Origin of the sequence: Streptomyces gottesmaniae (assembly GCF_031845845.1) — a bacterium.
Lineage (GTDB): Bacteria > Actinomycetota > Actinomycetes > Streptomycetales > Streptomycetaceae > Streptomyces > Streptomyces akebiae.
The window spans coordinates 131811-155567 of record NZ_JAVRFJ010000008.1 but is presented as its reverse complement, the minus strand read 5'-3'; the positions used below and the strand labels follow the sequence as shown (position 1 = coordinate 155567).

General features: G+C 73.1%; 22 protein-coding genes. 11 read left to right on the top strand and 11 right to left on the bottom strand.

Going from position 1 to position 23757, the window contains the following annotated elements:
• Positions 1-80 precede the first annotated feature (80 nt).
• Positions 81-953, bottom strand: a complete 873-nt coding sequence (locus RM704_RS11980; protein ID WP_033525747.1) for a class II fructose-bisphosphate aldolase — start codon at positions 951-953, stop codon at positions 81-83.
• 34 nt (positions 954-987) lie between these two features.
• The gene (locus RM704_RS11975; protein ID WP_033525746.1) at positions 988-1878 is read right to left on the bottom strand and encodes an SIS domain-containing protein; all 891 of its coding nucleotides are present in this window, start codon (positions 1876-1878) and stop codon (positions 988-990) included.
• A gap of 91 nt (positions 1879-1969) precedes the next feature.
• Here RM704_RS11975 and RM704_RS11970 point away from each other — a divergent pair, with 91 nt between their 5' ends.
• The gene (locus tag RM704_RS11970) at positions 1970-2749 is read left to right on the top strand and encodes a DeoR/GlpR family DNA-binding transcription regulator (protein ID WP_033525745.1); all 780 of its coding nucleotides are present in this window, start codon (positions 1970-1972) and stop codon (positions 2747-2749) included.
• Positions 2750-2779: 30 nt separating this feature from the next.
• On the opposite strand, the gene RM704_RS11965 is transcribed toward RM704_RS11970, so the two are convergent.
• A complete protein-coding gene (locus tag RM704_RS11965; RefSeq protein ID WP_033525744.1) occupies positions 2780-3784 on the bottom strand; it encodes an Lrp/AsnC family transcriptional regulator in 1005 nt (334 codons plus the stop codon).
• Positions 3785-3980: 196 nt separating this feature from the next.
• Here RM704_RS11965 and RM704_RS11960 point away from each other — a divergent pair, with 196 nt between their 5' ends.
• Both RM704_RS11960 and RM704_RS11955 read left to right on the top strand, forming a co-directional pair.
• A complete protein-coding gene (locus RM704_RS11960) occupies positions 3981-5336 on the top strand; it encodes an Nramp family divalent metal transporter (protein WP_033525743.1) in 1356 nt (451 codons plus the stop codon).
• Complete coding sequence (locus tag RM704_RS11955; protein WP_033525742.1) at positions 5333-6832, top strand: amidase; 1500 nt, start codon at positions 5333-5335, stop codon at positions 6830-6832. Before RM704_RS11960 ends, RM704_RS11955 begins: the two co-directional genes overlap by 4 nt.
• A gap of 17 nt (positions 6833-6849) precedes the next feature.
• On the opposite strand, the gene RM704_RS11950 is transcribed toward RM704_RS11955, so the two are convergent.
• Positions 6850-7806 (bottom strand): DUF8832 domain-containing protein, encoded by a 957-nt coding sequence (locus RM704_RS11950; protein ID WP_033525741.1) that lies wholly within the window; start codon positions 7804-7806, stop codon positions 6850-6852.
• Between the two features lie 182 nt (positions 7807-7988).
• Here RM704_RS11950 and RM704_RS11945 point away from each other — a divergent pair, with 182 nt between their 5' ends.
• A complete protein-coding gene (locus RM704_RS11945; RefSeq protein WP_033525740.1) occupies positions 7989-10286 on the top strand; it encodes a heavy metal translocating P-type ATPase in 2298 nt (765 codons plus the stop codon).
• Between the two features lie 295 nt (positions 10287-10581).
• Here RM704_RS11945 and RM704_RS11940 read toward each other — a convergent pair whose 3' ends face one another.
• Positions 10582-11559 carry an SMP-30/gluconolactonase/LRE family protein gene (locus tag RM704_RS11940; protein ID WP_033525801.1) on the bottom strand — a complete coding sequence of 326 codons (978 nt, stop codon included), beginning with the start codon at positions 11557-11559 and terminating at the stop codon, positions 10582-10584.
• A gap of 539 nt (positions 11560-12098) precedes the next feature.
• Here RM704_RS11940 and RM704_RS11935 point away from each other — a divergent pair.
• From RM704_RS11935 to RM704_RS11915, 5 genes are all read left to right on the top strand, one after another.
• The gene (locus RM704_RS11935) at positions 12099-13295 is read left to right on the top strand and encodes an MFS transporter (protein WP_033525739.1); all 1197 of its coding nucleotides are present in this window, start codon (positions 12099-12101) and stop codon (positions 13293-13295) included.
• A gap of 179 nt (positions 13296-13474) precedes the next feature.
• Positions 13475-13666, top strand: coding sequence for a putative ATP-grasp-modified RiPP (gene tgmA / locus RM704_RS11930; RefSeq protein ID WP_033525738.1), 192 nt, complete (start codon positions 13475-13477; stop codon positions 13664-13666).
• 16 nt (positions 13667-13682) lie between these two features.
• Entirely contained in the window at positions 13683-14666 is a 984-nt protein-coding gene (gene tgmB, locus RM704_RS11925) for an ATP-grasp ribosomal peptide maturase (protein WP_033525737.1), read from the top strand.
• Positions 14667-14834: 168 nt separating this feature from the next.
• On the top strand, positions 14835-15662 hold the full coding sequence (locus tag RM704_RS11920) for a maleylpyruvate isomerase N-terminal domain-containing protein (RefSeq protein ID WP_033525736.1): 828 nt from the start codon (positions 14835-14837) through the stop codon (positions 15660-15662).
• A gap of 63 nt (positions 15663-15725) precedes the next feature.
• Complete coding sequence (locus RM704_RS11915; protein ID WP_033525735.1) at positions 15726-16049, top strand: DUF6332 family protein; 324 nt, start codon at positions 15726-15728, stop codon at positions 16047-16049.
• On the opposite strand, the gene RM704_RS11910 is transcribed toward RM704_RS11915, so the two are convergent.
• Genes RM704_RS11910 through RM704_RS11900 form a run of 3 tightly spaced genes read right to left on the bottom strand, consistent with a single transcriptional unit; the run spans position 16010 to position 18776 of the window.
• On the bottom strand, positions 16010-16675 hold the full coding sequence (locus tag RM704_RS11910; RefSeq protein ID WP_033525734.1) for a response regulator transcription factor: 666 nt from the start codon (positions 16673-16675) through the stop codon (positions 16010-16012). The two genes, RM704_RS11915 and RM704_RS11910, sit on opposite strands and share 40 nt — an antisense overlap.
• Entirely contained in the window at positions 16672-18012 is a 1341-nt protein-coding gene (locus RM704_RS11905) for a sensor histidine kinase (protein WP_078936989.1), read from the bottom strand. The genes RM704_RS11910 and RM704_RS11905 overlap by 4 nt, the downstream gene beginning before the upstream one ends.
• Before the next feature lie 59 nt (positions 18013-18071).
• Entirely contained in the window at positions 18072-18776 is a 705-nt protein-coding gene (locus tag RM704_RS11900) for a TetR/AcrR family transcriptional regulator (RefSeq protein WP_033525732.1), read from the bottom strand.
• 157 nt (positions 18777-18933) lie between these two features.
• Between RM704_RS11900 and RM704_RS11895 the strand changes: the two genes are divergently transcribed.
• On the top strand, positions 18934-19386 hold the full coding sequence (locus RM704_RS11895; protein ID WP_033525731.1) for a nitroreductase family deazaflavin-dependent oxidoreductase: 453 nt from the start codon (positions 18934-18936) through the stop codon (positions 19384-19386).
• A 33-nt stretch (positions 19387-19419) separates the two neighbouring features.
• Here the strand turns inward: RM704_RS11895 and RM704_RS11890 are convergent, their stop codons facing one another.
• Positions 19420-20625, bottom strand: coding sequence for a geranylgeranyl reductase family protein (locus RM704_RS11890; RefSeq protein WP_033525730.1), 1206 nt, complete (start codon positions 20623-20625; stop codon positions 19420-19422).
• Between the two features lie 182 nt (positions 20626-20807).
• On the opposite strand from RM704_RS11890, the gene RM704_RS11885 reads away from it, so the two are divergent.
• Entirely contained in the window at positions 20808-22163 is a 1356-nt protein-coding gene (locus RM704_RS11885; protein WP_033525729.1) for a dipeptidase, read from the top strand.
• 65 nt (positions 22164-22228) lie between these two features.
• Here the strand turns inward: RM704_RS11885 and RM704_RS11880 are convergent, their stop codons facing one another.
• Both RM704_RS11880 and RM704_RS11875 read right to left on the bottom strand, forming a co-directional pair.
• Positions 22229-23275, bottom strand: coding sequence for an NUDIX hydrolase (locus RM704_RS11880; protein WP_033525728.1), 1047 nt, complete (start codon positions 23273-23275; stop codon positions 22229-22231).
• 168 nt (positions 23276-23443) lie between these two features.
• Positions 23444-23689 carry a hypothetical protein gene (locus RM704_RS11875; RefSeq protein ID WP_033525727.1) on the bottom strand — a complete coding sequence of 82 codons (246 nt, stop codon included), beginning with the start codon at positions 23687-23689 and terminating at the stop codon, positions 23444-23446.
• Positions 23690-23757: the final 68 nt, after the last annotated feature.

The following is a 23757-nucleotide window of genomic DNA, read 5'->3' as shown; positions in this document are numbered from 1 at the left end:
CGGGCGTCACACTCCGCTCCGGGGAGACCGTACATCGCAAGACGGTCACATTCCCACGCGGGACGGGCGCGTACGGGCCCCTACGCGGGCGGAGGGGTCCCTTCCGTCCGCAGGACGCCGATCAGCCGGGCCACCGTCTCCACCATCGCCGTCCGCCCCGCCGCGAGGTAGGTGCGCGGGTCCACCGCGTCGGGGTGGGCGGCGAGGTACTCCCGGACCGCGCCGGTCAGGGCGATGTTGAGCGCGGTGCCGATGTTGACCTTGGCGATGCCGCCCGCCACGGCCGCGCGCAGTTCGTCGTCCGGGACCCCGGAGGAGCCGTGCAGGACGAGGGGGACGTCCAGGGCGGCGGACAGCCGTTTCAGCAGGACGTGGTCGAGGGCGGCGGTGCGGGTGGTCATCGCGTGGGAGCTGCCGATGGCGACGGCGAGCGCGTCCACGCCCGAGTCCGCCACGAAGGCCCGCGCCTCCTCGGGGTCGGTACGGGCACCGGGCGCGTGCGCGTCGAGCGGCGGCGCGCCGTTCTTGCCCCCGACCTGCCCCAGCTCGGCCTCGATCCAGAGTCCCTGACCGTGCGCCCACTCCACCGCGGCGTGGGTCGCGGCGAGGTTGTCCAGGTAGGGCAGACGGGAGGCGTCGTACATCACGGAGCTGAAGCCGGCGTCGGCCGCCCGGCGCAGCAGGTCCTCGCTGCGGACGTGGTCGAGGTGGAGCGCGACGGGCACTCCCGCCCTCTCGGCGGCGGCGGACGCGGCGCGGGCCAGCGGAAGCAGGTCCCCGTCGTGGAATCTGACGGCGTTCTCGCTGACCTGGAGGACCACCGGCGCGGCGACCGACTCGGCGCCCGCGACGATCGCCTCGACGTGTTCCAGGGTGATGACGTTGAACGCGGCCACGGCGGAGTCCGCGGCGGCGGCCCCGGTGATCAGCGCACCGGTCGTCGTGAGGGGCACGGCTCCTCCTTGTTCAGCGGTCGTCCGGGTCGGTTCAGCGGGCGTCTGCGGCGAGGATCACCGAGCGCGTCAGGTGCCGCGGACGGTCGGGGTCGAGACCGCGCGCGGCGGCCACGGCCACGGCGAGCCGCTGGGCGCGGACCAGTTCGGCGAGCGGATCGAGCGCGCCGGAGACCCAGGTCGCGCCGGTCTGCCGCACCTGCTCGGCCAGGCCTTCCGGCGCCTCGCCGAGCATCCAGGTCGCGGTGGACCGGGTGGTGACGCTGATCGGGCCGTGCCGGTACTCCATCGCCGGGTAGGCCTCGCTCCACGCGAGGGCGGCCTCGCGCATCTTCAGCGCGGCCTCGTGGGCGAGGCCGACGGTCCAGCCCCGGCCGAGGAAGGTGAACTGGGCACTCTCGACGAGCCCTTCGGGCAGCGGCGCCTCCAACGCGGCACGCGCGTCGGCGACGACGGCCTCGGTGTGCAGACCGAGGTGGGCGCGCAGGAGGGTGAGGGCGGTGGTGGCGAAGCGGGTCTGGACGACGGACCTCTCGTCGGCGAAGTCCAGCACGACGAGGTCGTCCGCGGTCGTCATGACAGGGGTGTCCGGGTCGGCGGTGATCGCCGTCGTCCGGGTACGGCCGCGCAGCGCGCCCAGCAGGTCGAGCACCTCGGTGGTGGTGCCGGAGCGGGTGAGGGCGACGACGCGGTCGTAGGCCCGCCCGTGGGGGAACTCCGAGGCCGCGAAGGCATCGGTCTCCCCCTGCCCGGCCCGCTCGCGCAAGCCGGCGGCGGCCTGCGCCATGAAGTACGACGTGCCGCAGCCGACGAGCGCCACCCGCTCCCCCGGCGTCGGCAGGACCCCGGCGTGCTCCCTCGCGCCGGCCGCGACGCGGGCCCAGCACTCGGGCTGGCTGTTCAGCTCGTCCTCGACATGGGTCATGCGGGAACCCTCCCCGGGATACGCAGGGCTCATGCTTACTTCTGCAAGATATAGTCCAGTTTCGAGCAACTTCAAGCACGAGGAGAGGCAGATGTCCCGCGACGAACGCTGGCAGACGCTGCTCGAACTGCTCGTCGAACGGGGGCGGCTGGACGTCGAGGAGGCCGCCGCCGAGCTGGGGGTGTCCGCCGCGACGATCCGGCGCGACCTCGACCGGCTGGCGGAACAGCAGATGCTCGTCCGCACCCGGGGCGGGGCGGTCGTGCACGGCGTCTCGTACGAGCTGCCGCTGCGCTACAAGACGGCCCGGCGTGCCACCGAGAAGCAGCGCATCGCCAAGGCGGTGGCCGATCTCGTCGCGCCCGGCGAGGCGGTGGGCCTGACCGGTGGCACGACGACCACGGAAGTGGCGCGGGCGCTGGCCGTGCGGGGTGATCTGGCGTCCGGCGCGCCCGCGCTGACCGTCGTCACGAACGCGCTGAACATCGCGGGCGAGCTGGCGGTGCGTCCCCAGTTCAAGATCGTGGTGACGGGCGGGGTGGCCCGCGCCCAGTCCTATGAGCTCGTCGGTCCGCTCGCCGACGGTGTGCTGGACCGCATCACCCTGGACGTGGCCGTGCTCGGTGTCGTCGCTCTCGACGTGACCCATGGCGCCGCCGCCCACGACGAGGCGGAGGCAGCCGTCAACCGACTGCTGTGCGAGCGCGCCGAGCGAGTGGTCGTCGCGGCCGACTCCAGCAAGCTGGGACGGCGGGCCTTCGCCTGGATCTGTGCGACGGAGGCGGTGGACACGCTGGTCACGGACTCGGCCGCCGCGGCCGCCACCGTGCGGCGGTTCGAGGAGGCCGGGGTGCGGGTCGTCGCCGTCTGAGGCCCGCCGCGAGCCGGCGTGGCAACCGGGTCAGTCCTGGAGCCAGGGGGCCGGCATGCCGCCGCGCTTCAGGGTGGTGAGGACGAGGGAGACGTCGACCGACGCCACGTCGGGGAGCCACGGGGAGCGGGTGACGAAGTCGTGGAGGGCGGTCTCGTCGGGGAACGCCGTGAGGACGAGGAGTTGACGTTCGCCGGTGACGAAGCTGGCGTAGCGGACATGGGCGGACGCGGCGAGGGCCGCCGTCACGGTGTCGACCCGGGCCGGGGGCGTGCGGACCCACAGGACGGCTTCGACGGGCAGTCCGAGCACCGCGGGTTCGATCACGGCACGGATGCGGACCTTGCCCTCGCGCCGCAACGCGCCGAGGCGTCGTCTCGCGGTGGCCTCCGACACGCCCGAGACGCGCCCGAGTTCGTCGTAGGTGCGGCGCCCGTCGTCGGCGAGGGCGTGCAGCAACAGGCGGTCGGCGCGGGTGAGTTCGAGGGGCGTCTCACCGGCCGGCAGGGGATCGGTGACCGGCGGTGACGCGGCGTCGGCGCGGGCGGAGCCCTTCAGGGCGGCGATCTCGGCCTCGGTGAGCAGGCCCGCGTGCCACTCGCGGATGGTGCGGACATGGCGCAGCACGGGCAGGGTGCGGGTCTCCACCACGCCCGGCAGACCGGCGAGTTCGTCCAGCACCAGTCCCGCCAGCCGTTCTCGGGGCCAGCGCAGTTCCGCCAGGCAGTCCGGGGTTCCGGTGAGGACGTGGGCGAAGACGCAGTCGGGCCTGCGGGCCAGCGCGGTGGCGGTGATCCGGGCCCGGCCGGGGGCGCAGCGGACGCCGACCACCACGCTGCTGCCGCGCATCGCCATCGCCCCGATCCGTACGAGGCCGGACTCCAGCAGTCGGGTGCCGCGGCGGACGACGGTGCGTTCGGGCTCACCGAGGGCCGCCGCGATGCGGTGCCAGGCGGCCCGGCCGTCGATCTGCAGCGCGCTGATGATGCGCCGGTCCAGTGAATCCGTCACGGGGCCGGTCCGCTGTGCGTCCATCGGCCCCAGAGTATGGCGGATTCCGTCAACTCCGCAGCCCTTCTTGTTCCCTTCCGTCGCCGTGGCCCAGCCTTCCGGGAAGTGGAATCGCATGGTCCCGCACGGTCTCCCCGCCGTGCGGAACCGCGCACCCGTCCCCCTCGGCCCGCACGAGCCGCACGAACCCATGACTCCCGTGACTCCCCGATCTACGGAGATGGTCGACGTGACTGTGACTCCTGGCGGTCCCCCACCTTCACCTTCCCCGGCCACCGGCGGCACCGACACCACCGACCTGGCCACGCCGGTGCCGCTCCGCCCGCCCGGCGTCCGACGGGCCCGGCCGGCTCTCCTGGGCCCCGGGCTGGTGCTGGCGGCCGCCAGTGTGGGCGCCGGGGACATGGTGACGTCGCTCGCGGGCGCGGCCGGCCACGGGATGGCACTGATGTGGGCCATCGTCATCGGCGTCGTCCTGAAGTACGCGCTCACCGAGGCGGTGGGCCGCCTGTACCTGGCCACCGGGCAGACCGTGATCGCCGGCCTGAAGTCGGCCGCCCGCTGGCTCCCGGCGGCGTTCATGCTCTTCGTCCTGGTCATCGGGCTGCTGTACGGGGCGGCGCTCGGCTCGGTGGCGTCCCTGGCGCTGTCCACGCTGTTCCCCGTGCTGCCCGTCAGGCCCGTGGCCGTCGTCATCGCGCTCACGGCGGCGGCGATCGTGTACATCGGGCGGTACACGGTGTTCGAGCGGGTGATGAGCGTCTTCATGCTCGCCAAGTTCCTCGGCATGGCCGTCCTCGCGGTGACCACCCTCGCCACCGCCGACGATCTGCCCGGCCTGCTCGGCACCCTGCGCCCGAGGCTGCCGGAGGGCGATGTGGTGACGGTGCTGGCGCTCGTCGGCGGGGTGGGCGGGACGGCCGGGATCGCCTCGTACAGCTACTGGGTGCGGGAGAAGGGCTGGGCGGACCGGAGTCGGCTGCGGCTGATGCGTACGGACTCGGCGGTGAGTTACGGCGTCACGCTGCTGTTCGTGCTGTGCACGACGGTGGTGGGCACGGGCCTGCTGTACGGCACCGGCGGCAGCATCACCGGCAGCGAGGGGCTGGCCGCACTCGCCGATCCGCTCGGCGCCGATCTGGGGTCGGTGGCCCGGGTGCTGTTCCTGGGCACGTTCTTCCTGGTGACGCTCAGCGCGCTGGTCGGTGGCTTCAACGGCCTGTGCTACCTGCTCGCCGACTCGCTGCGGGCGCTGCGGGGCGTCCCGGACGCCGAGGCGGAGCCGCACATCGCGCAGAACGGCCGCCCGTTCCGGCTGTTCGTCCTCTACTGCGCCGTCACCTCGGTCGCCGTCACCTTCCTGGGCCGGCCGGTGTCCCTGGTGCTCACCTACGCCGCCGTCGGCTCGCTGATCCTGCCGCTGCTCTCCGGCGCGCTGCTGATGCTGCTCAACCGCCGGAGCGTGGAGCCGGCCCTGCGCAACCGGACCATCTCGAACACGCTGCTGGGCGGCTCCTTCGTGCTCTTCGGAGTACTCGCGGTCGTCCAGCTCAAGGAGTCCCTGGGAGGGGCGTGAACCACCTCGTGCATCACCTCGTCGACCATCCCGCCAAGTATCCGGTGAACCCGACGGGCGACGCGGACCCGTCGGACGACCTCTGCTTCCGGACCGCGTACGAACTCGCCGTCGCGCTGGCGCGCCGGGAGATCTCGGCGCGGGAGGTGGTGACGGCCCATCTGGAGCGGATCGAGCGGGTCGATCCGGCGGTGAACGCGATCGTGACGCTGGTGGCCGACCGGGCGCTGGAACAGGCGTCCGAGGCGGACGACCGGATGGCGGCCGGGGAGCCGGTCGGTCCGCTGCACGGGCTGCCGGTCGCGCACAAGGACCTGCACGACACGGCGGGCATCCGGACGACGTCCGGTTCGCCGGTCTTCGCCGAGCGGGTGCCCGACCGTGACCATCTGGTCGTCGAGCGGCTGCGGAAGGCGGGCGCGATCACGCTCGGCAAGACCAACGTGCCCGAACTGGGCCTGGGTTCGCACACCGTCAACCCCGTCTTCGGGGCCACCCGCAACCCCTACGACCTCTCCCGCAGCGCGGGCGGCAGCAGCGGTGGGGCGGGGGCGGCCCTGGCCTGCGGGATGCAGCCCATCGCCGACGGCAGCGACACCGGCGGCTCGCTGCGCAATCCGGCCTCCTTCAACAACGTCGTCGGGCTGCGCCCGTCGCCGGGCCGGGTGCCGTCCTGGCCCGACAAGGCGCCCTGGGGTCAGCTGTCGGTGAAGGGGCCGATGGCCCGGACCGTGGCGGACGTCGCACTGACCCTGTCCGTGCTGGCGGGCCCGGATCCCCGTGATCCGCGCTCCCTCCAGACGCCCGGCTCCACCTTCGCCTGGCAACTCGACGGCGAACTGCGGGGATTGCGGGTCGCCTTCTCGCCCGATCTCGGTGGGGCCGTGCCCGTCGACGCGGAGGTACGAGAGGCGCTGCGGCCCGCGCCGGAGGTGTTCGCGGCGCTGGGCTGCGAGGTCGAGGAGGCATGTCCGGACCTCAGCGGCGCGGACGAGGTGTTCCTCGCCCAGCGTGCCTGGCAGGTGGAGCTCTCCTACGGGGCGCTGCTGGACGAGCACCGCGACCTGCTGTCCCCGGACGTCGTCTGGAACATCGAGGAGGGCCGCAGGCTCGGCGGGCCCGACCTCGGGCGGGCCCAGGCGCTGCACGGCGCGCTCTTCCACCGGGTCCGTGAGTTCTTCGAGCGGTACGACCTGTTGTTGCTGCCGGTCAGCCAGGTCGCGCCCTTCGACATCGGGCTGGCGTACCCGACGGTCGTGGACGGCACCCCCATGGAGACCTATCTCGACTGGATGCGCTCGGCGTACCTGATCTCCGTCACGGGCTGCCCGGCCCTGTCCGTCCCGGCCGGGTTCACCCCGGGGGGACTGCCGGTCGGGTTGCAGATCGTGGGTCCGCACCGGCGGGACTGGTCGGTCCTGAAGGCCGGGTACGCCTTCGAGCGGGTGACCCGCGTCGGGGAGCGGCGACCTCCGGTGGTGACGACCGGCGGCTGAGTGCTCGACCGCCGTCGTCAGTGCGTGTGTTCGGCCGGAGGTTCTTCCGCCGGGCCCGGCGCCGCCGTCTCCCCGGCCTCGACCGTGAACGTCGCCGTGTGGACCTTGCCCTCGTGCTGGAAGTCGAGGAAGAGGCGGTAGGTGCCGACGCTGGGGGCGGTGGCCGTGAAGGAGATGTCCGGGCCGGGCTCGGTCGTGCCGTCGCCGGGCTCTCCGCCCGGATGGACGTGCAGGTAGGCGAGGTCGCCGGAGCGCAGGGCGACCAGGTGGCCGTACGCGCCCAGGTAGGGCTGGAGGTCGGTGACGGGCCTGCCGTCGCGGGAGACCTTCAGCTTCAGCTCGCTCGCGGCGCCGGGGCGCAGGCCGCCGTCCAGTTCGACGTCGTAGCCGTTGACCTCGGCGGTGTCGCCCGGTGCCGGGAGCTTGTGCGGCTTGTACGTCCCCGAGGCCGCGAGGTCGGCGCCGAGGGTGAGGTTCTCGGCGTCCTCGCCGGCCGGGGTGAAGTCGGCGAAGACGCGGTAGCCGCCGGCCTCGGGCAGGTCGACCGGGGTGCTCCAGGTGCCGTCGGCGGCGCGGGTGGGGTGCAGATGGCGATAGGTGACCAGGTCGCGTGAGGCGAGGATGAGGTGCAGTTCCTTGTCGTGCTCGCGCTGGTACGCGGTGACGGCACGCCCTCGCTCGTCCCGGATGACGAAGCGCAGGTCGGCGCGGTGGCCGGCGGTGACGCTCGGGGTGCGCAGGTCGAGGGTGTAGCCGCCCTCGGAGATCTGCAGGCCGCCGGCCGGGGCGGAGGCGTGCGCGCCCGCGCCCTCTGTGGGTTCCGGTGACTCCTCGGTGTGGTCGTCGTGGCGCGCGGGCTCGCTCTCGGCGGTGTCCGAGACGACGGGTTCGATGCCCTTGCCCACGCCGTAGGCGGTGCCGAACGTCGCGGCCAGCGCGGCGGCGAACGCGGTGATCCTCAGTCCGGTGTTCATGGCCGTCTCCTTCGAGGTCCGGGTCTTCACACAGCTCACCATACCCCCGGGGGGTATATAGTCAAGCGCTGCGAGCAACTTGCCCTGGGTACCCCCGAGGGGTATACAGGCACTAGTGCGCCAGGATACCCCGACCCCGTATCCATGAAGATCGCCGCCCACGACGTACGAGGGAGCACCCCATGACCGTCACCAGCACCGGGACCGGAACCGCCGCGGAGGTGGAGCTCGCCATCGGCGGTATGACCTGCGCCTCCTGCGCCGCCCGCGTGGAGAAGAAGCTGAATCGCATGGAGGGCGTCACCGCGACGGTCAACTACGCCACCGAGAAGGCGAAGGTCAGCTACTCGGACGAGGTCTCGGTGCGGGACCTGATCGCCACCGTGGAGGCGACCGGCTACACGGCACGGGAGCCCGCACCGCCCGCACCTCCCGCCCGGGACGAGCCCGACGGCACCGACGAGGCGGCGGACGACGAACTGCGGCCGCTCCGGCAGCGCTTGACCACCGCGGTGGTCCTGGCCGTCCCCGTCATCGCGATGGCCATGGTCCCCGCGCTGCAGTTCGAGTACTGGCAGTGGCTGTCCCTGACGCTGGCGGCGCCCGTGGTGACGTACGCCGGGTGGCCCTTCCACCGCGCCGCCTGGACGAACGCCCGGCACGGGGCGGCCACCATGGACACCCTCATCTCCATCGGCACCCTGGCCGCCTTCGGCTGGTCGCTGTGGGCGCTGTTCCTCGGGACGGCGGGCACACCGGGCATGACGCACCCCTTCGAGCTGACCATCGTCCGGGGTGACGGCGCCGGCTCCATCTACCTGGAGGCCGCGGCCGGGGTGACCGCCTTCATCCTCGCCGGGCGCTACTTCGAGGCCCGCGCCAAGCGGAAGGCGGGCGCGGCCCTGCGGGCGTTGCTGGAGCTGGGCGCGAAGGAGGTCACCGTACTCACGCCGGACGGCGAGGAACGCACGGTTCCCGTCGCCGACTTGCGGGTCGGCGACCGATTCCTGGTGCGTCCGGGCGAGAAGATCGCCACCGACGGGACCGTCGTCGAGGGCTCGTCCGCCGTGGACGCGTCCATGCTGACCGGCGAGTCCGTGCCGGTGGAGGTCGCGGTCGGCGACGCGGTCACCGGTGCCACCGTGAACGCGGGCGGGCGTCTCGTCGTCGAGGCCACCAGGATCGGCGCCGACACCCAACTGGCCCGGATGGCGCGGCTGGTGGAGGACGCGCAGAACGGCAAGGCCTCGGCCCAGCGCCTCGCGGACCGGATCTCCGCCGTGTTCGTGCCGATCGTGATCGCCCTCGCCCTGGGCACCCTCGGCTTCTGGCTCGGCAACGGCGCCGGGCCCACGGCCGCCTTCACCGCGGCGGTCGCCGTACTGATCATCGCCTGCCCCTGCGCCCTGGGGCTCGCCACGCCGACCGCGCTGCTGGTCGGCACCGGGCGCGGCGCCCAACTGGGCATCCTGATCAAGGGCCCGGAGGTGCTGGAGTCCACGCGCAGGGTCGACACCGTCGTCCTCGACAAGACCGGCACCGTCACCACCGGCCGCATGACCCTGCTGGCCGTGCACCCCGCCGAGGGCACCGACGAGGCCGAAGTGCTCCGCCTGGCGGGCGCGTTGGAGCACGCCTCCGAGCACCCGGTCGCTCGCGCCGTCGCCGAGGGCGCGCTGGCCCGGCTCGGCTCCCTGCCCACCCCGGAGGACTTCGCGAACGTGCCGGGCCTCGGGGTACAGGGCGTCGTCGGCGGTCACGCGGTCCTCGTCGGCCGCGAACGGCTCCTCGCCGACTGGGCCATGGAACTGCCGGAGGACCTACGGCGGGCGCGGGACCGGGCCGAGGCCGAGGGACGCACGGCCGTCGTTGTCGCCTGGGACGGTGAGGTCCGCGCGGTTCTCGAAGTGGCCGACGCGGTGAAGGAGAGCAGTGCCGAGGCGATCGCACGGCTGCGCGCGCTCGGCCTCACCCCGATCCTGCTGACCGGCGACAACCGGGCCGTGGCCGAGTCCGTCGCCCGTGAGGTCGGCATCGCGCCCGAGGACGTGATCGCGGAGGTGCTGCCGCAGGACAAGGTCGATGTCGTCGAGCGACTGCAGGCGCGGGGCCGTTCGGTCGCGATGGTCGGTGACGGCGTCAACGACGCCGCCGCGCTCGCCCAGGCCGACCTGGGGCTGTCGATGGGCACGGGGACGGACGCCGCGATCGAGGCCGGCGACCTGACCCTCGTACGAGGAGACCTGCGCGCGGCGGCCGACGCCATCCGCCTCGCCCGCCGGACCCTCGGCACGATCCGGTCCAACCTGTTCTGGGCCTTCGCCTACAACGTCGGCGCCCTGCCGCTCGCGGCGGCCGGTCTCCTCAACCCGATGATCGCGGGGGCGGCCATGGCCTTCTCCTCGGTCTTCGTCGTCGGCAACTCCCTGCGCCTGCGGACGTTCCGGGCAGCCGACCGAATCGACCGGCCGACCCCGTGAGGCCGTTCCCCGCCGGGCCCCGGCCTCGGTGAATTCGTGACCCTCACCAATTCACCGAGGCGACGCCCGGCGGGACCGCTGAGCGATTGGCCGCGGCGCCCGCACCGCCTGCGGCGTAAACGCCGTGAATTGCCGGGGCCGGTTCATCCTGGCCGAAAATCGCGGAACTGTGCCGTAAATCACAGGGACCTCGCCCGGGAGATCACCTTTGAATACCCGGGCGGCCCTTGCCGAATTACCCGCTCCGGCCCCTGAAAAGCCGTCAAGAAACACTGATCGAATTCGACGCGAACGATCACTCAGCGTGACGGTCGCCGAGGTGGGCGAGCAGCAGGTTCGGGTCCCGCAGGGTGAAGAAGGCGCCGCTGGGGACGTACACCGTCCGGTGGCGTACGGCCACGGAAGTGGGGTTGGAGAGTCCGTCGTCCCGGGTGAGAACGACGGTGTGCGTGCCGTCGGGGCGGACGAGGGCTACTTCGTCGCTGAAGATCAGGGCGGCGAGGACGGTGTCTCCGCGCCCGGTGAAGGCGAAGTCGTCGATCCCGGCGAGTCCCGTCGCGCGGGTCTCGGCCGTGCCCGCCGAGCCGTCCCGGCGGACGGGGACGCGCAGCAGGGTCTTCCGGTCGGTGTTGGAGACCCACACGTCCCCGTCGTGGACCTTGAGACCGTTCGCGCCGACACCGAAGCCGCCCTCCGAGGCGGGCAGCGGTCGGAGGGCGTCACCCGTGGCCCATGCCGTGGGCGTGCCGCCCCGCTGCGGGACGCGCCAGACGGTTCCCAGCACCGAGTCGGCGACGTAGAGCACGCCTCTGCGCTCGTCGAGGCCGATGGCGTTGGGCAAGCCGTTCGGCGGCAGCTGGGCGATCTGCCGGGGCGTGCCGCCGGGGGTGACGCGCCAGACGCCCGTCTTGTCGGTCCCGGTGGCGTAGGTGACGTAGAGCGTGCCGTCGTGGGCGCGGGCGATGCCGAGCACGATGTCGTCGCCGACCAGGGGCGTCCGCGGGTTCGGCTCGGCGGGCAGGGTGGCGAGGACGCGGGTGTGTCCCTGCTTGGTGACGTGCGCGACCTGGCGGGCGGCCGAGAAGGTCAGGTCGGCGGAGCCGTCGGGTTCGAGGGCGATGTTCTCCGGTGTCTGGCCCCGGGTGATGTCGAAGTGGGCGACGACACGGGCACGGGACACGGTCTGTTCGCCGCCCGGCGGGGGTGCGGCGGCGAGGAGGGCGACCGCGGCGGTGACCGCCGCGACGGCGGGCAGCTGGGGAAGACGGGGCATCGGTCTCTCCTGGGACGGGGCCTGGACGCCGTGGGGGCGGCGCCACACGACCATGACGGCGCGTCCGCCGACGGCGGTGGGAGTCATGGCCGGGTGATCGCCCGCACGGCGCACGGCATGCGGCCGGTCGAGTTCCCCCAGGGGCCCGATCGGGCCGAGCGCCATGACGGTCTCGCGCAGCGCCGAGCCTCCCCACCACCGCCGTCTCCTGCCACCAACCGACCGCCGGGTGCGGGCCGGCGCACGGCGACGGGCCGGGCGCCGAAAGAACCGTCGTTCTCGACCACGAGCGGAGGGCGGTACGGCTGGGGTCCGCAGGCCGCCGGGTGATCAGCCGCAGGCGGGGCGCCGGCGCCCTACGGCGCCGCGTGACGACGTGCGTCCAGGGCCTCCAGTGCCTCCAGCCGGGTCGGTCCCGGCCACGGGCAACCGGCCCAGAGCGGCGGTCCCGGTCCGAACAGAGCCCCCTTGCCCCCGCCACGGCCCCGACCTAGCCTGGTTTTGTGCCGCGAATAAACAAAACCCGATCGCACAACGCCGTGCCGGGACGCCCCACCGACCCTTCGCACCTTCGATCCCTTCGTGTCGCCATCACCGCCTTCTTCGCCCTCGACGGCTTCGTCTTCGCCGGCTGGGTGGTCCGGATCCCCGCGATCAAGGAGCAGACCGGCGCGTCGCCCGGCGCCCTGGGGCTCGCCCTGCTGGGCGTGTCCGCCGGAGCGGTGATCACGATGATGCTCACCGGCCGCCTCTGCCGCCGCTTCGGCAGCCACCCGGTGACGGTCGCCTGCGCCGTGCTGCTGTCCCTCAGCGTGGCCCTGCCACCGCTCACGCACTCGGCACCCGCCCTGGGCGCGGTGCTCCTGGTGTTCGGCGCGGCCTTCGGCGGGATCAACGTCGCCTTCAACAGCGCGGCCGTGGACCTGGTGGCCGCGCTGGGGCGGCCCGTCATGCCCGGCTTCCACGCGGCGTTCAGCCTCGGCGGCATGGTCGGGGCCGGGCTCGGCAGCCTCGTCGCGGGCTCGCTCTCCCCGACCCGCCACCTGCTCGGCATCACCGTGATCGGCCTGCTCGTGACCGCCGCCGCCGCGCCCACCCTGCTGCGCCACGAGCCCCCGGCACCCCTCGACCACCCCCTCGGGGAGCCGGCCCGGGAGAGCGGCCCACGAGGCCCCGGCCGCCTGGACAGCCGTACGCGCGCCCTGGTGGTCGTCCTCGGCCTGATCGCCGGCTGCACGGCGTACGGCGAGGGCGCGCTGGCCGACTGGGGCGCCCTGCACCTGGAGGCGGACCTCGACGCCTCGCCCGGTGTCGCGGCGATCGGTTACTCGTGTTTCGCGCTCGCCATGACGGTCGGCCGACTGACCGGGACGACCCTGCTCGAACGCCTCGGCAGAACCACGGTGCTCGTGGCCGGCGGGAGCACCGCCACGGCCGGCATGCTGCTCGGCTCGCTCGCCCCCTCGGTTCCGGCGACCCTGCTCGGCTTCGCGATCACCGGTCTGGGCCTCGCCAACATCTTCCCGGTGGCCATCGAACGGGCCGGCGCCCTGGCCGGCCCGAGCGGTGTCGCGACCGCCTCCACGCTCGGCTATCTCGGCATGCTCCTCGGCCCGCCGGCGATCGGTTTCATGGCCGAGTGGTTCTCCCTGCCCACCGCACTCACCAGCGTCGCGGTACTCGCCGCGTTCGCCTCCGTCATCGCCTTCGCCACCCGCCACTCGGCCGCCAAATGACCACTCACCGTTGCCTCTTGACCCCTCGCGGTGCATGAAGTCAGCCCTCCGAGAACATGAGGCAACCATTCAGTCGTTCGCTTCGTATAACTCCCTGGAGACACTGCGACCCGGCCGAACAGAGGACGGCCGGAGCGTCACCATCCGCTTTTCCGGATGGTCCCGAACAAGGAGAAACGATGCGACTGTTCGTGCTCAACTACGCTCGCTCCGCTGAGCAGTTGGAGTTCAGCGCTCCGTACACCTACGACTCCGGGCTGCAGTTGAACGTGCTCGCCGATGGGCGGATAGCCGCTCACGACCAGGGCCTTATGCGGGAATTGGGGGCGACGACGTCCACCGCCGGTTCGAAGACCCATTTCGACGACTGAACGCGGACCGGCGACGATGACGGTGCTGATCCTCACCAGCGAACAGGATGTGACGGCGGACCTGGTGGTGGCACAACTGAACAGGACCGGCGTCCCGGTGGTCCGCCTCGACCCCGCCGACCTCCCCGGCGGGGTGGCTCTCTCCGGCGAGTACGTGCACGGCGTCTTCCGCGGGCATCTGTCCGCCGGCGGGCGCCTGGTGAGCATGAGCGGACTGCGCTCCATCTGGCTGCGCCGGCCGGGGGTCCCGGCCAGCCGGGTGGGTGAGCCGTCCGCCTGGCTGACCGAGGAGTCCTCGCAGGCCCTGTACGGCATGCTGCGCGGGACGGGGGCCCGCTGGATGAACGACCCCGACGCGGCCCGGCGGGCCCGCCACAAGCCGTGGCAGCTCCGGCACGCCCAACGCTGCGGGCTCCCCGTACCGGCCACGCTCATCACCACGTTCCCGCAGGCCGCCCGCGACTTCGCCGAGCGCTTCCCGGACCTGGTGGTGAAGCCCGTCTCCGGAACCCACCCGCAGGACCCGGCCCGCACGGTCCCCACGAGCCGTGTCGCGCCCGGCACCGACTTCACCGCCGTGGCGTTCGGGCCGACGCTGCTGCAGCGCCGGATCGCCAAGACGGCGGACATCCGGCTCACCGCCGTCGGTGACCGCATGCTGGCCGCCCGCAAGGCGGTCGCCCCGGACGCGCACCCCGACGAGGTCGACGTCCGCTTCGCCCCCTCCACCGCGCCCTGGCAGCCGGTGGAGGTGCCGGTACGCACCGCCGCCGCCGTGCGCACCTATCTGCGGGACGCCGAACTCTCCTACGGGGCTTTCGACTTCGCGGAGGACGCGGACGGGATCTGGTGGTTCCTGGAGTGCAACCAGTCCGGCCAGTTCGGGTTCGTGGAGATGGACACCGGGCAGCCGATCGCCCACAGCGTCGCCGAGTGGCTGGCCGAGGAGGGACCGGGGGCGGGAACACGCCGCCACGACCGGATCCGCGCGACCCCCTGACACGACCGGCGACTCCGGCCCCACCCAAGCGCCCGCCCCGGCCGGGGCGGGCGCTTGGGTGGGGCCGGGCGCTCGGGCGGGGGGCCGCGCCGGCTCGGACAGGCAACCCGGCAGGCGCGTCAGCTCGGACAGGCGACCCCGGCGCGCTTCGTCCGGCAGACTCCTCCCATGGAGACCGCTGAGCACATCAGAGCCCTGGACGAGGAAGGCCGGCTGCTCACCGCCGCCGCCCGGAAGGCCGGTACGGACGCCGAGGTGCCGACCTGTCCGTCGTGGCGGGTACGGGACCTGCTGCGCCACACGGGCGCGGTGCACCGCTGGGCCACGGCCTTCGTCGCCGAGGGCCACCCCTCGCCCCGTCCCCTCACCGACGGCCCGGAAGAACTGGACGGTGACGCTCTGCTGACCTGGTTCGAGGACGGTCACCGGCGTCTCCTCGACGCCCTGCGCGCCGCCCCCGCCGACCTCGACTGCTGGACCTTTCTGCCCGCCCCGTCCCCGCTGGCCTTCTGGGCGCGCCGCCAGGCCCACGAGACGACCGTGCACCGTGTCGACGCGGAGTCCGCGCTCGACCATGCGACCGGCGCTCCCGTCATGGAGCCCGGTATGGAGCCCGGCATGGGCGCCGTCGAGGACCACGCCGTGGACCCCGCAACGGACTTCGCCGTGAACCTCACCGCGGAGTTCGCCGTCGACGGCATCGACGAACTGCTGCTCGGCTTCCACGCCCGCCCCAGGAGCCAGGTGCGCACCGGGACGCCACGCGTCCTCCGGGTGCGCGCGACCGACACGGACGCCGTCTGGACCGTACGGCTGTCGTCCGAACCACCGGCGGCGGAACGCGCGGACGCGGCGCCGCCCCTGGACGCCGACTGCGAGATCGCGGGCCCGGCGTCCCGGCTGTACCTGTCCCTGTGGAACCGGCTCCCCTTCCCCGCCGTCACCGGCGACCCCGCACTCGCCGGGCTGTGGCGGGAGACGTCGGGCATCGGCTGAGACGGACCCGGCGGGCGCGCCGCCCTTCTTGTCCCGTACGCCCGCCGCCCCCACACTCGGTCCATGGGGAGACGGACGCAGGCCGAGCGGGACGCGATGACGACGGAGATCGGGTTCGCTCTCTTCGCGGGGGCGGTGTCGGCGGGCGCGGCCTATTTCGGCGTGACCGAGTTCCTGCCGAACGTCGTCGGCGCCCTGCGTGGCCGCTGGAACCTGCTCGGCCCCCTCGCGGTCACCGCCACCGCGGTGGTGTTCGTCGCGGTCGTCTCGATCGTGCTGACCCGTTTCCGGCGCGCCGTGCAAGCGGGTCGGCGGATTCCCGCGCCGCCCGACGGGCCGGGCGCGACTCAGCCCAGCCAGCCCGGCCGCACCAACCCGGACTCGTAGGCCAGGACGACGAGTTGGGCGCGGTCGCGGGCGCCCAGCTTCACCATCGTGCGGCTGACGTGCGTCTTGGCCGTGAGCGGGCTGACGACGAGCCGACGGGCGATCTCCTCGTTGGTCAGACCCATGCCGACCAGAGCCATCACCTCCCGTTCCCGCTCGGTCAGTCCGGCGAGCGAGGCGAGTGCCGAGGGCTCCTTGGAGCGGGCCGCGAACTCGGCGATCAGCCGCCGGGTCACGCCGGGCGACAGCAGCGCGTCGCCCTCGACGACCGCCCGTACCGCGCGTACGAGTTCCTCCGGCTCGGTGTCCTTCACCAGGAACCCCGACGCGCCGGAACGGATCGCCTCGAAGACGTACTCGTCGAGTTCGAAGGTGGTCAGCATGACGACCCTCACCTGTGCGAGGCCCGGGTCGTCGGTGATGCGCCGCGTCGCGGCGAGGCCGTCGAGCAGGGGCATGCGGATGTCCATCAGGACGACATCGGGGCGCAGTTCACGCACCCCGCGCAGAGCCTCCTCGCCGTCGGCGGCCTCCCCGGCCACCTCGATGTCGGGCTGCGCGTCCAGCAACGCCCTGAACCCGGCCCGCACCAGAGCCTGGTCGTCGGCCAGCAGTACGCGGATCACCCGTCCTCCTCGACCTCGCGGGACGCCCGCACCGGCAGCACGGCAAACACCCGGAACCCCCCGTCCACGCGCGGACCCGCCTCGATCGTGCCACCGAGCGCCGCGGCCCGCTCCCGCATCCCGACGAGCCCGTTGCCACCACCGCCCGCGTCGGCTGAGGTCGCGGGCCCGTCGTCGTCGATCCGCAGCCGCAGTTCACGGCCGGCGCGGTCGAGGTCGAGACCCACCCGCGCGTGCCGCGACCCCGAGTGCCGTACGACGTTGGTGAGGGCCTCCTGGACGATGCGGAAGGCGGCGAGATCGGTCCCCGGTGACAGGTCGGGCGGCTCGCCCTCGATCGCGACGGTCAGGCCCGCACCGGCCGCCTGCTGGACGAGTTCGGGGAGCCGGTCGAGGCCGGGGGCCGGGGTGCGCGGGGCGTCACCGGGTGTCCGGAGCGTGTCGAGCACCTGGCGGACCTCGCCCAGGGCCTCTTTGCTCGCCGCCTTGATGGTGCTGAGCGCGGTGCGGGCCTGTTCCGGGTCGGAGTCGAGGAGCGCCAGACCGACACCGGCCTGGACGTTGATCACCGAGATGCTGTGGGCGAGGACGTCGTGCAGCTCGCGGGCGATCCGCAGCCGTTCCTCGTCGGCCCGCCGCCGGGCGGCCCGGGCCCGTTCGGCCCGCTCCCGGGCCCACTGCTCGCGCCGCACACGGGCCAGCTCCGAGAGCGCGACGATCGCCACGCCCCAGGCCACGACGACGACCTCCTGTCCCCAGCTCGCGGCGTCGTCCCCGTCCGGCGGCAGCCACGGGTACAGCAGATGCCCCACCAGCACGTGCCCCACCCAGAGCGCCCCCATCGCCGTCCAGGCGGCCCGGCGGTGCCCGGCGACGATCGCGCTGAAGCATCCGAGGGCCACGGTGAGGAACACCGGCCCGTACGGATATCCGGCACCCAGGTACACCATGGCGGTCGCGGCCGTCGCGAAGACGACGAGCACCGGGTGCCGCCACCGCCACAGCAGCACCAGGGCTCCCACCAGCAGCAGCACGCGCGCGAAGGGGTCGAGCGCGGCACGCTCGTCCCGCTGGAACTCCGCGGCCGCGTTCGAGCCGACCAGGACGACGACGGTGAGCGCCAGGGTGGAGCGCCAAGGCCGGCGGGGGCGCGCCTCGTCGCCGTGCCCCCGGTTCCACCACGGGGTCCCGCCCCCGTACCACCGCCGCCACCCCGAGGCGCCCCAGCCCGAGGACCCGGTCCCCACCGGGTGGGCGTCCGGTGCCGTCGGGTTCTCCGGTGCGGGTGAGTGCCCCGGTGCCGGGAGGCCGGCCGCCTCCGCATCCCGCTCTGCCATACCGGCCACGCTAGACGCCGCCCACCGGGCACGACGTCACCCGAGCGAGGTGATCACGTCTACTCCGCGCGCAGTACGCCCGCCAGTCCCACGTGGCGCGCGACCCCGTGCGCCGCGTCGCGGAAGAACGCCTCGCGGTTCTCGACCACCTTGTTGAACTGCCCGAACACCTCGAAGTTGACCAGGCCGAACAGCTGGGCCCACGCCGCGACCAGCCCCGCGACCACCTCCGGCGGCAGATCGGGCGCGAAGTCCTCGGCCATCCGCCGCGCCTCGGACCGCAGCCCGGCCGGCAGCTCTCGCCCGGCCACCCCGCCGGCCTGATGGGCGTCCCGCACGATCCGGATGAGCACCTGCCCCACCCGGGAGGCGGCCGGGATCGTCGCGTCGGGCGCGGTGTACCCCGGCACGGGCGAACCGTAGATCAACGCGTACTCGTGCGGCCGGCCCAACGCCCACTCCCGCATCCCCTCGCACACCGCGACCCACTGCCCGGCCGGGCTCTCTTCGGCGGCCTTCGCATGCGCGGCCTCGGCCGCCTCGCCCAGCGAGTCGTAGGCGTCGATGATCAGCGCGGTGAGCAGGTCGTCACGGCTCGCGAAGTAGCGGTACAGCGCGGAGGAGACCATGCCGAGCTCACGCGCGACGGCCCGCAGCGACAGCTTGGCGGCGCCCTCGGCGGCGAGCTGTCTGCGCGCCTCGTCCTTGATGGCGGCGGTGACCTCGATCCGGGCGCGGGCACGGACGCCTCGTGCTGTGCTCATGGGCAGCAGTGTGCCACAGGACAAGAGCAGTGCACACAAACGAGAGCACTGCTCTTGCCAGGGAGCTCCGAGCATGTGCACACTGCTCTCAAGCGAGAGCAGTGCTCTCTGAAGCGGATCGCTCAGAGACCCGCTCCCCCACCCACCGGAGGAACCCATGTCCTCGTCGTCCCACTACATCAAGGCCAACCCCGTCGACCGCGCTCTCAACGGCTTCATCGGCTGGCTCGCCCGCCACGGCGTCAGCCTTCTCGGCACGGCCGAACTCTCGGTGCGCGGCCGCCGGAGCGGCGAGTGGCGTCGGCTGCCGGTCAACCCGCTGCCGTACGAGGGCGGCACCTACCTCGTCTCGGCGCGCGGCCACTCCGAGTGGGTGCGCAACATGCGGGCGGCGGGCGGTGGACGGCTCCAGGTGGGCCGCCGGGTGCGGGAGTTCACGGCGGTCGAGCTGCCCGACGAGGAGAAGCCCGCCGTGCTGCGCACCTACCTGAAGAAGTGGGGCTGGGAAGTGGGCCGGTTCTTCGGTGACATCACCGCCGACTCCACCGACGCGGAGCTGCTCGCCGCCGCGCCGAAGCACCCCGTCTTCAGGATCACCGTCCAACGGTGACCGGCCGGGGTGCCGACGGCGGCGCGGGGCGGCCTACTTGTCGAACGCGGTCAGCGCGCGCTGGGCCATAGGGTGGTTGCGGACGATCTCCCCCAGGGAGGTCGACCCGCGCGTGATGTCCACGAAGGCCCGCCAGGCGGGCCGGAATCCGGTGAGCGCGGCGTGGAAGAGCCCCGGCCGCCGCTCGAAGGCGATCAACAGCCGCTTGCCGACGCTCATCTCGACACCGAGCCCCGCCTTCACGGCGAACGCGTAGTTCAGGGCCTGGCGACGGGTGTCCACCGCGTCGTGCGCCTCGGCGATCCGCACCGCCCACTCCCCCGCGAGGCGCCCCGAACGCAACGCGAAGGAGATGCCCTCCCGGGTCCACGGCTCCAACAGCCCCGCGGCGTCCCCGCAGACCAGCACCCGGCCCCGCGAGAGCGGCGAGTCGTCGGCTCGGCAGCGCGTCAAGTGCCCTGAGGAGACGCTCGGTTCGAAGCCGGCGAGGCCGAGCCGTCCGATGAAGTCCTCCAGATACCGCTTGGTGGCGGCGCCTTCACCGCGCGCGGAGATCACACCGACGGTCAGGGTGTCACCCTTGGGGAACACCCACCCGTAACTGCCGGGCATCGGGCCCCAGTCGATGAGGACGCGCCCCTTCCAGTCCTCGGCGACCGTCTCCGGAACAGGGATCTCCACCTCCAGGCCGAGGTCGACCTGTTCGAGCTTCACCCCGACATGTGCCCCTATGCGGCTGGCACTTCCGTCCGCGCCGACGACGGCCCGCGCGAGGAGGGTCTCGCCGCCCTGGAGGACGACGGCGACCGTACGCCGGTCGGGCACCGCCGAGCCGTGCTGCTCGACGCGGGTGACCGTGACGCCCGTCCGCAGTTCGGCGCCCGCCTTCTGGGCGTGCTCCACGAGTTGCTGGTCGAACTCGGGCCGGTTGATCAGCCCGAACAGCATCTGCTTCGACTTGCGCGTGCGGGCGTAGCGGCCGTCGAGGGAGAAGGTGACGGCGTGCACCCGGTCCTTGAAGGGCAGTTCGAAACCGGGCGGCAGCGCGTCGCGCGAGGGGCCGATGATGCCGCCGCCGCACGTCTTGTAGCGCGGCAGCTCCGCCTTCTCCAGCAACAGGACGCTGCGTCCCGCGACCGCCGCCGCGTAGGCGGCCGAAGCCCCTGCGGGGCCCGCGCCCACCACGACGACGTCCCACACCCGCTGCACGTCGTCCGCCGAAGAGTTCTCGCTGCTCACGATGGTCTACTGCTCCCGATCCAGCCGCCTGCCGCACCTGTCCCACGCATCCTACGGCGGGTGACACCCAGAGCCGCTGTGGGAGGATCGGCAGCGCATGCGCCCTACACCGACACACCGGGCAGGAGCGTGTGCGGCCCCGTACCCAGAAGGACAACGTCGCACCCACCAGGAGCGTGCCCATGCCGTCGAACCCGGTCGCCGAGACCGTCGCCTCACTGATTCCCCGGGCGAAGCAGGAGCTCACCGAACTGGTGGCCTTCAAGTCGGTGGCGGACTTCGACCAGTTCCCGAGGAGCGAGAGCGAGGGCGCCGCGCGCTGGGTGGCCGACGCGCTGCGCGCCGAGGGCTTCGAGGACGTGGCCCTGCTGGACACCCCCGACGGCACCCAGTCCGTGTACGGCTGCCTCCCGGGCCCCGAGGGCGCGAAGACGGTCCTCCTCTACGCCCACTACGACGTGCAGCCGCCGCTCGACGAGGCCGCCTGGGTGTCGCCGCCGTTCGAGCTGACCGAGCGCGACGGCCGCTGGTACGGGCGGGGCGCCGCCGACTGCAAGGGCGGTGTGATCATGCACCTGCTGGCGCTGCGGGCCCTGAAGGCCAACGGCGGGGTGCCGGTCACCGTGAAGGTGATCGTCGAGGGCTCCGAGGAGATGGGCACCGGCGGCCTCCAGCAGTACGCCGAGGCGCACCCCGAACTGCTCGCCGCCGACACCGTCGTCATCGGCGACGCGGGCAACTTCCGCGTGGGCCTGCCGACGGTCACCTCCTCCCTGCGCGGCATGATCCTCATGCGGGTGCGTGTCGACGCCCTCGAAGGCAATCTGCACTCGGGACAGTTCGGCGGCGCGGCCCCCGACGCGCTGGCCGCGCTGATCCGCGTCCTGGACTCCCTGCGCGCCGAGGACGGCACGACGACCGTCGACGGACTCGCGAGCGACGGGACATGGGACGGCCTGCAGTACACGGAGACCCAGTTCCGCGAGGACGCCAAGGTGCTCGACGGTGTGGAACTGGTCGGCGCCGACACGGTCGCCGACCGGATCTGGGCCCGCCCCGCCGCCACCGTGCTGGGCATCGACGCCCCGCCAGTGGTCGGCGCGACCCCGTCGCTCCAGGCGAGCGCCCGCGCCCTGATCGGCCTGCGCGTCCCGCCGGGCGTGGACGTCCAGCAGGCGATCAAGCTGCTCGAAGCCCACCTGGTGTCCCACACCCCGTGGGGCGCCCGGGTGAGCTGCGAACTCATCGGCCACGGCCAGGCGTTCCGCGCGGACACCGCCAGCCCGGCGTACGAGGCGATGGCGGCGGCCATGGCCGTCGCGTACCCGGGCCAGGAGATGCAGTACGCGGGCCACGGCGGCTCCATCCCCCTCTGCAACGCCCTCGCCGCCCTCTACCCCGACGCCGAGATCCTCCTCATCGGCCTCAGCGAACCGGAGGCTCGGATCCACGCGGTCAACGAGAGCCTGTCGCCGGAGGAACTGGAGCGCATGTCCGTGACGGAGGCCCTGTTCCTCGACAACTACGCGGCGAGCTGACCGACCCCTTCACACCGGTGCGGCTCCGCGCCCTCGCTCGTCGGGGCCGCGGGGCCGCGCGTCCGTCAGGGCCGCGGGACAGGGACCCCGGCCTCCAGGTACAGGGCAGCGCCCCGCTCGCGGGCCCGCAGCGCCCACCGCAACCGCTCGTACCGCACCGGCGGCAGCAGATCCGCGGCCTCCTCCTCCGTGACGAACCTCCAGTCACGCAGCTCCGGCCCGGGCAGCACCGGCCGCTGCGCCCCGGTGACGTCCAGCCGGCCCCCGTCGAACAGCAGCCGCAGCCCGCCGTACCTCGGCGACGCCGGCGCCTCCCAGTCGACGACCAGCAGCCGGGGCACCTCGCCGAGCCGTATCCCGGTCTCCTCCAGCACCTCCCGCACACCCGCCCGCGCCGGCGCCTCCCCGGCCTCCACCACCCCGCCGGGGAACTCCCACCCGGCCTTGTAGGTCGGATCGACGAGCAGGACCCGGTCCTCCTCGTCGAACAACAGGACCCCCGCGGCGACCGTCTCGGCGGTCGGCTCGGGGGTCTGCACGATGTCGCACACGGGTACGCCGTCGGTGGCCACGGCGTCGGCGATGCGCCGCGCGGTCTCGTACGGGGTGAGGGCGCCGGTGTCGACGAGATGGGCATCGGTGGTGAGCCAGCCGCTCAGCGCGGCGCGGTACGGCGCGATGTGGTCGTACGCCCATTGACGCAGCCGCATCTCGCCGTCGGGGAGGTCGGGCGGAATCTCGCGCCCGGCTATTCGCTCCCGCAGTATCGTTTCGGCCGGGGCCAGGAGCAGATGCCGGACAGGGATGCGGCGGGCGGCCAGGCCGCCGAAGATCTCGTCGCGGTACTCCTGGCGGAGCAGGGTCATGGGGACCACGAGGGTGCCGCCCAGCTCGGCGAGCAGCGCGGCGGCGGTGTCGACCACCAGCCGTCGCCAGCTCGGCAGGTCCTGGAAGTCGCCGACCTCGGCGAGGCGTTTGGCCGGCAGCATGTGTGTCAGTGCGCCGCCGATGACCTCGGGGTCGAAGAGCGTGCTGTTCGGGATCAGTTCGATCAGTTCCCGTGCGGTGGTGGTCTTCCCCGCACCGAACGCACCGTTGATCCAGACGATCACGGTTCCCCCTCTTCTGTTGGCCCCCTGAGGCTTGCCCTCCACTCCGCCACGGAAACCAGCCGCTGATGAGGAGCCGAAATACGACGACGGCGGGCCCCCACCGAAGGGGACCCGCCGTGCGCGATACGTGGGGAGGCGGACGAGCGTCCGCCTCCGTCCACCAGGCCGTCAGCCTTCCTTGCTGCCCTTGCCCTCCTGGTCCGCCTGGCCTCCCAGGGCGTCCTCGTCGACCGCCAGGCTGTCGCTGGCGACCGTCTTGCCGACCTCGCCGAGCGTGCCCTCGACGTCCAGTTTGCTCAGTGCGTCGGTCTTCCCGGTCGCGTCGGCGGTTTCGAGACCGTGCGACGGCGTGATGGCCGCGACGACGAAACCGGTGGCGAGGGAGGCGATGGCGAGCATGCTGCGCTTCTTCATGCCCCGCTCAACTGCGGAAGCCCCCGAGGGGTCACGGCCGGTCTTCACCTCGCGTACCGCCTCCGCGA

Coding starts and splice junctions, on each gene's coding strand:
- RM704_RS11960 (WP_033525743.1), top strand. CDS start 3,981: ATGGTCGACGTGACTGTGACTCCTGGCGGTCCCCCACCTTCACCTTCC.
- RM704_RS11875 (WP_033525727.1), bottom strand. CDS start 23,689: ATGAAGAAGCGCAGCATGCTCGCCATCGCCTCCCTCGCCACCGGTTTC.
- RM704_RS11970 (WP_033525745.1), top strand. CDS start 1,970: ATGTCCCGCGACGAACGCTGGCAGACGCTGCTCGAACTGCTCGTCGAA.
- RM704_RS11895 (WP_033525731.1), top strand. CDS start 18,934: ATGTCCTCGTCGTCCCACTACATCAAGGCCAACCCCGTCGACCGCGCT.
- tgmB (WP_033525737.1), top strand. CDS start 13,683: ATGACGGTGCTGATCCTCACCAGCGAACAGGATGTGACGGCGGACCTG.
- RM704_RS11940 (WP_033525801.1), bottom strand. CDS start 11,559: ATGCCCCGTCTTCCCCAGCTGCCCGCCGTCGCGGCGGTCACCGCCGCG.
- RM704_RS11975 (WP_033525746.1), bottom strand. CDS start 1,878: ATGACCCATGTCGAGGACGAGCTGAACAGCCAGCCCGAGTGCTGGGCC.
- RM704_RS11965 (WP_033525744.1), bottom strand. CDS start 3,784: ATGGACGCACAGCGGACCGGCCCCGTGACGGATTCACTGGACCGGCGC.
- RM704_RS11885 (WP_033525729.1), top strand. CDS start 20,808: ATGCCGTCGAACCCGGTCGCCGAGACCGTCGCCTCACTGATTCCCCGG.
- RM704_RS11945 (WP_033525740.1), top strand. CDS start 7,989: ATGACCGTCACCAGCACCGGGACCGGAACCGCCGCGGAGGTGGAGCTC.
- RM704_RS11905 (WP_078936989.1), bottom strand. CDS start 18,012: ATGGCAGAGCGGGATGCGGAGGCGGCCGGCCTCCCGGCACCGGGGCAC.
- RM704_RS11900 (WP_033525732.1), bottom strand. CDS start 18,776: ATGAGCACAGCACGAGGCGTCCGTGCCCGCGCCCGGATCGAGGTCACC.
- RM704_RS11950 (WP_033525741.1), bottom strand. CDS start 7,806: ATGAACACCGGACTGAGGATCACCGCGTTCGCCGCCGCGCTGGCCGCG.
- RM704_RS11915 (WP_033525735.1), top strand. CDS start 15,726: ATGGGGAGACGGACGCAGGCCGAGCGGGACGCGATGACGACGGAGATC.
- tgmA (WP_033525738.1), top strand. CDS start 13,475: ATGCGACTGTTCGTGCTCAACTACGCTCGCTCCGCTGAGCAGTTGGAG.
- RM704_RS11920 (WP_033525736.1), top strand. CDS start 14,835: ATGGAGACCGCTGAGCACATCAGAGCCCTGGACGAGGAAGGCCGGCTG.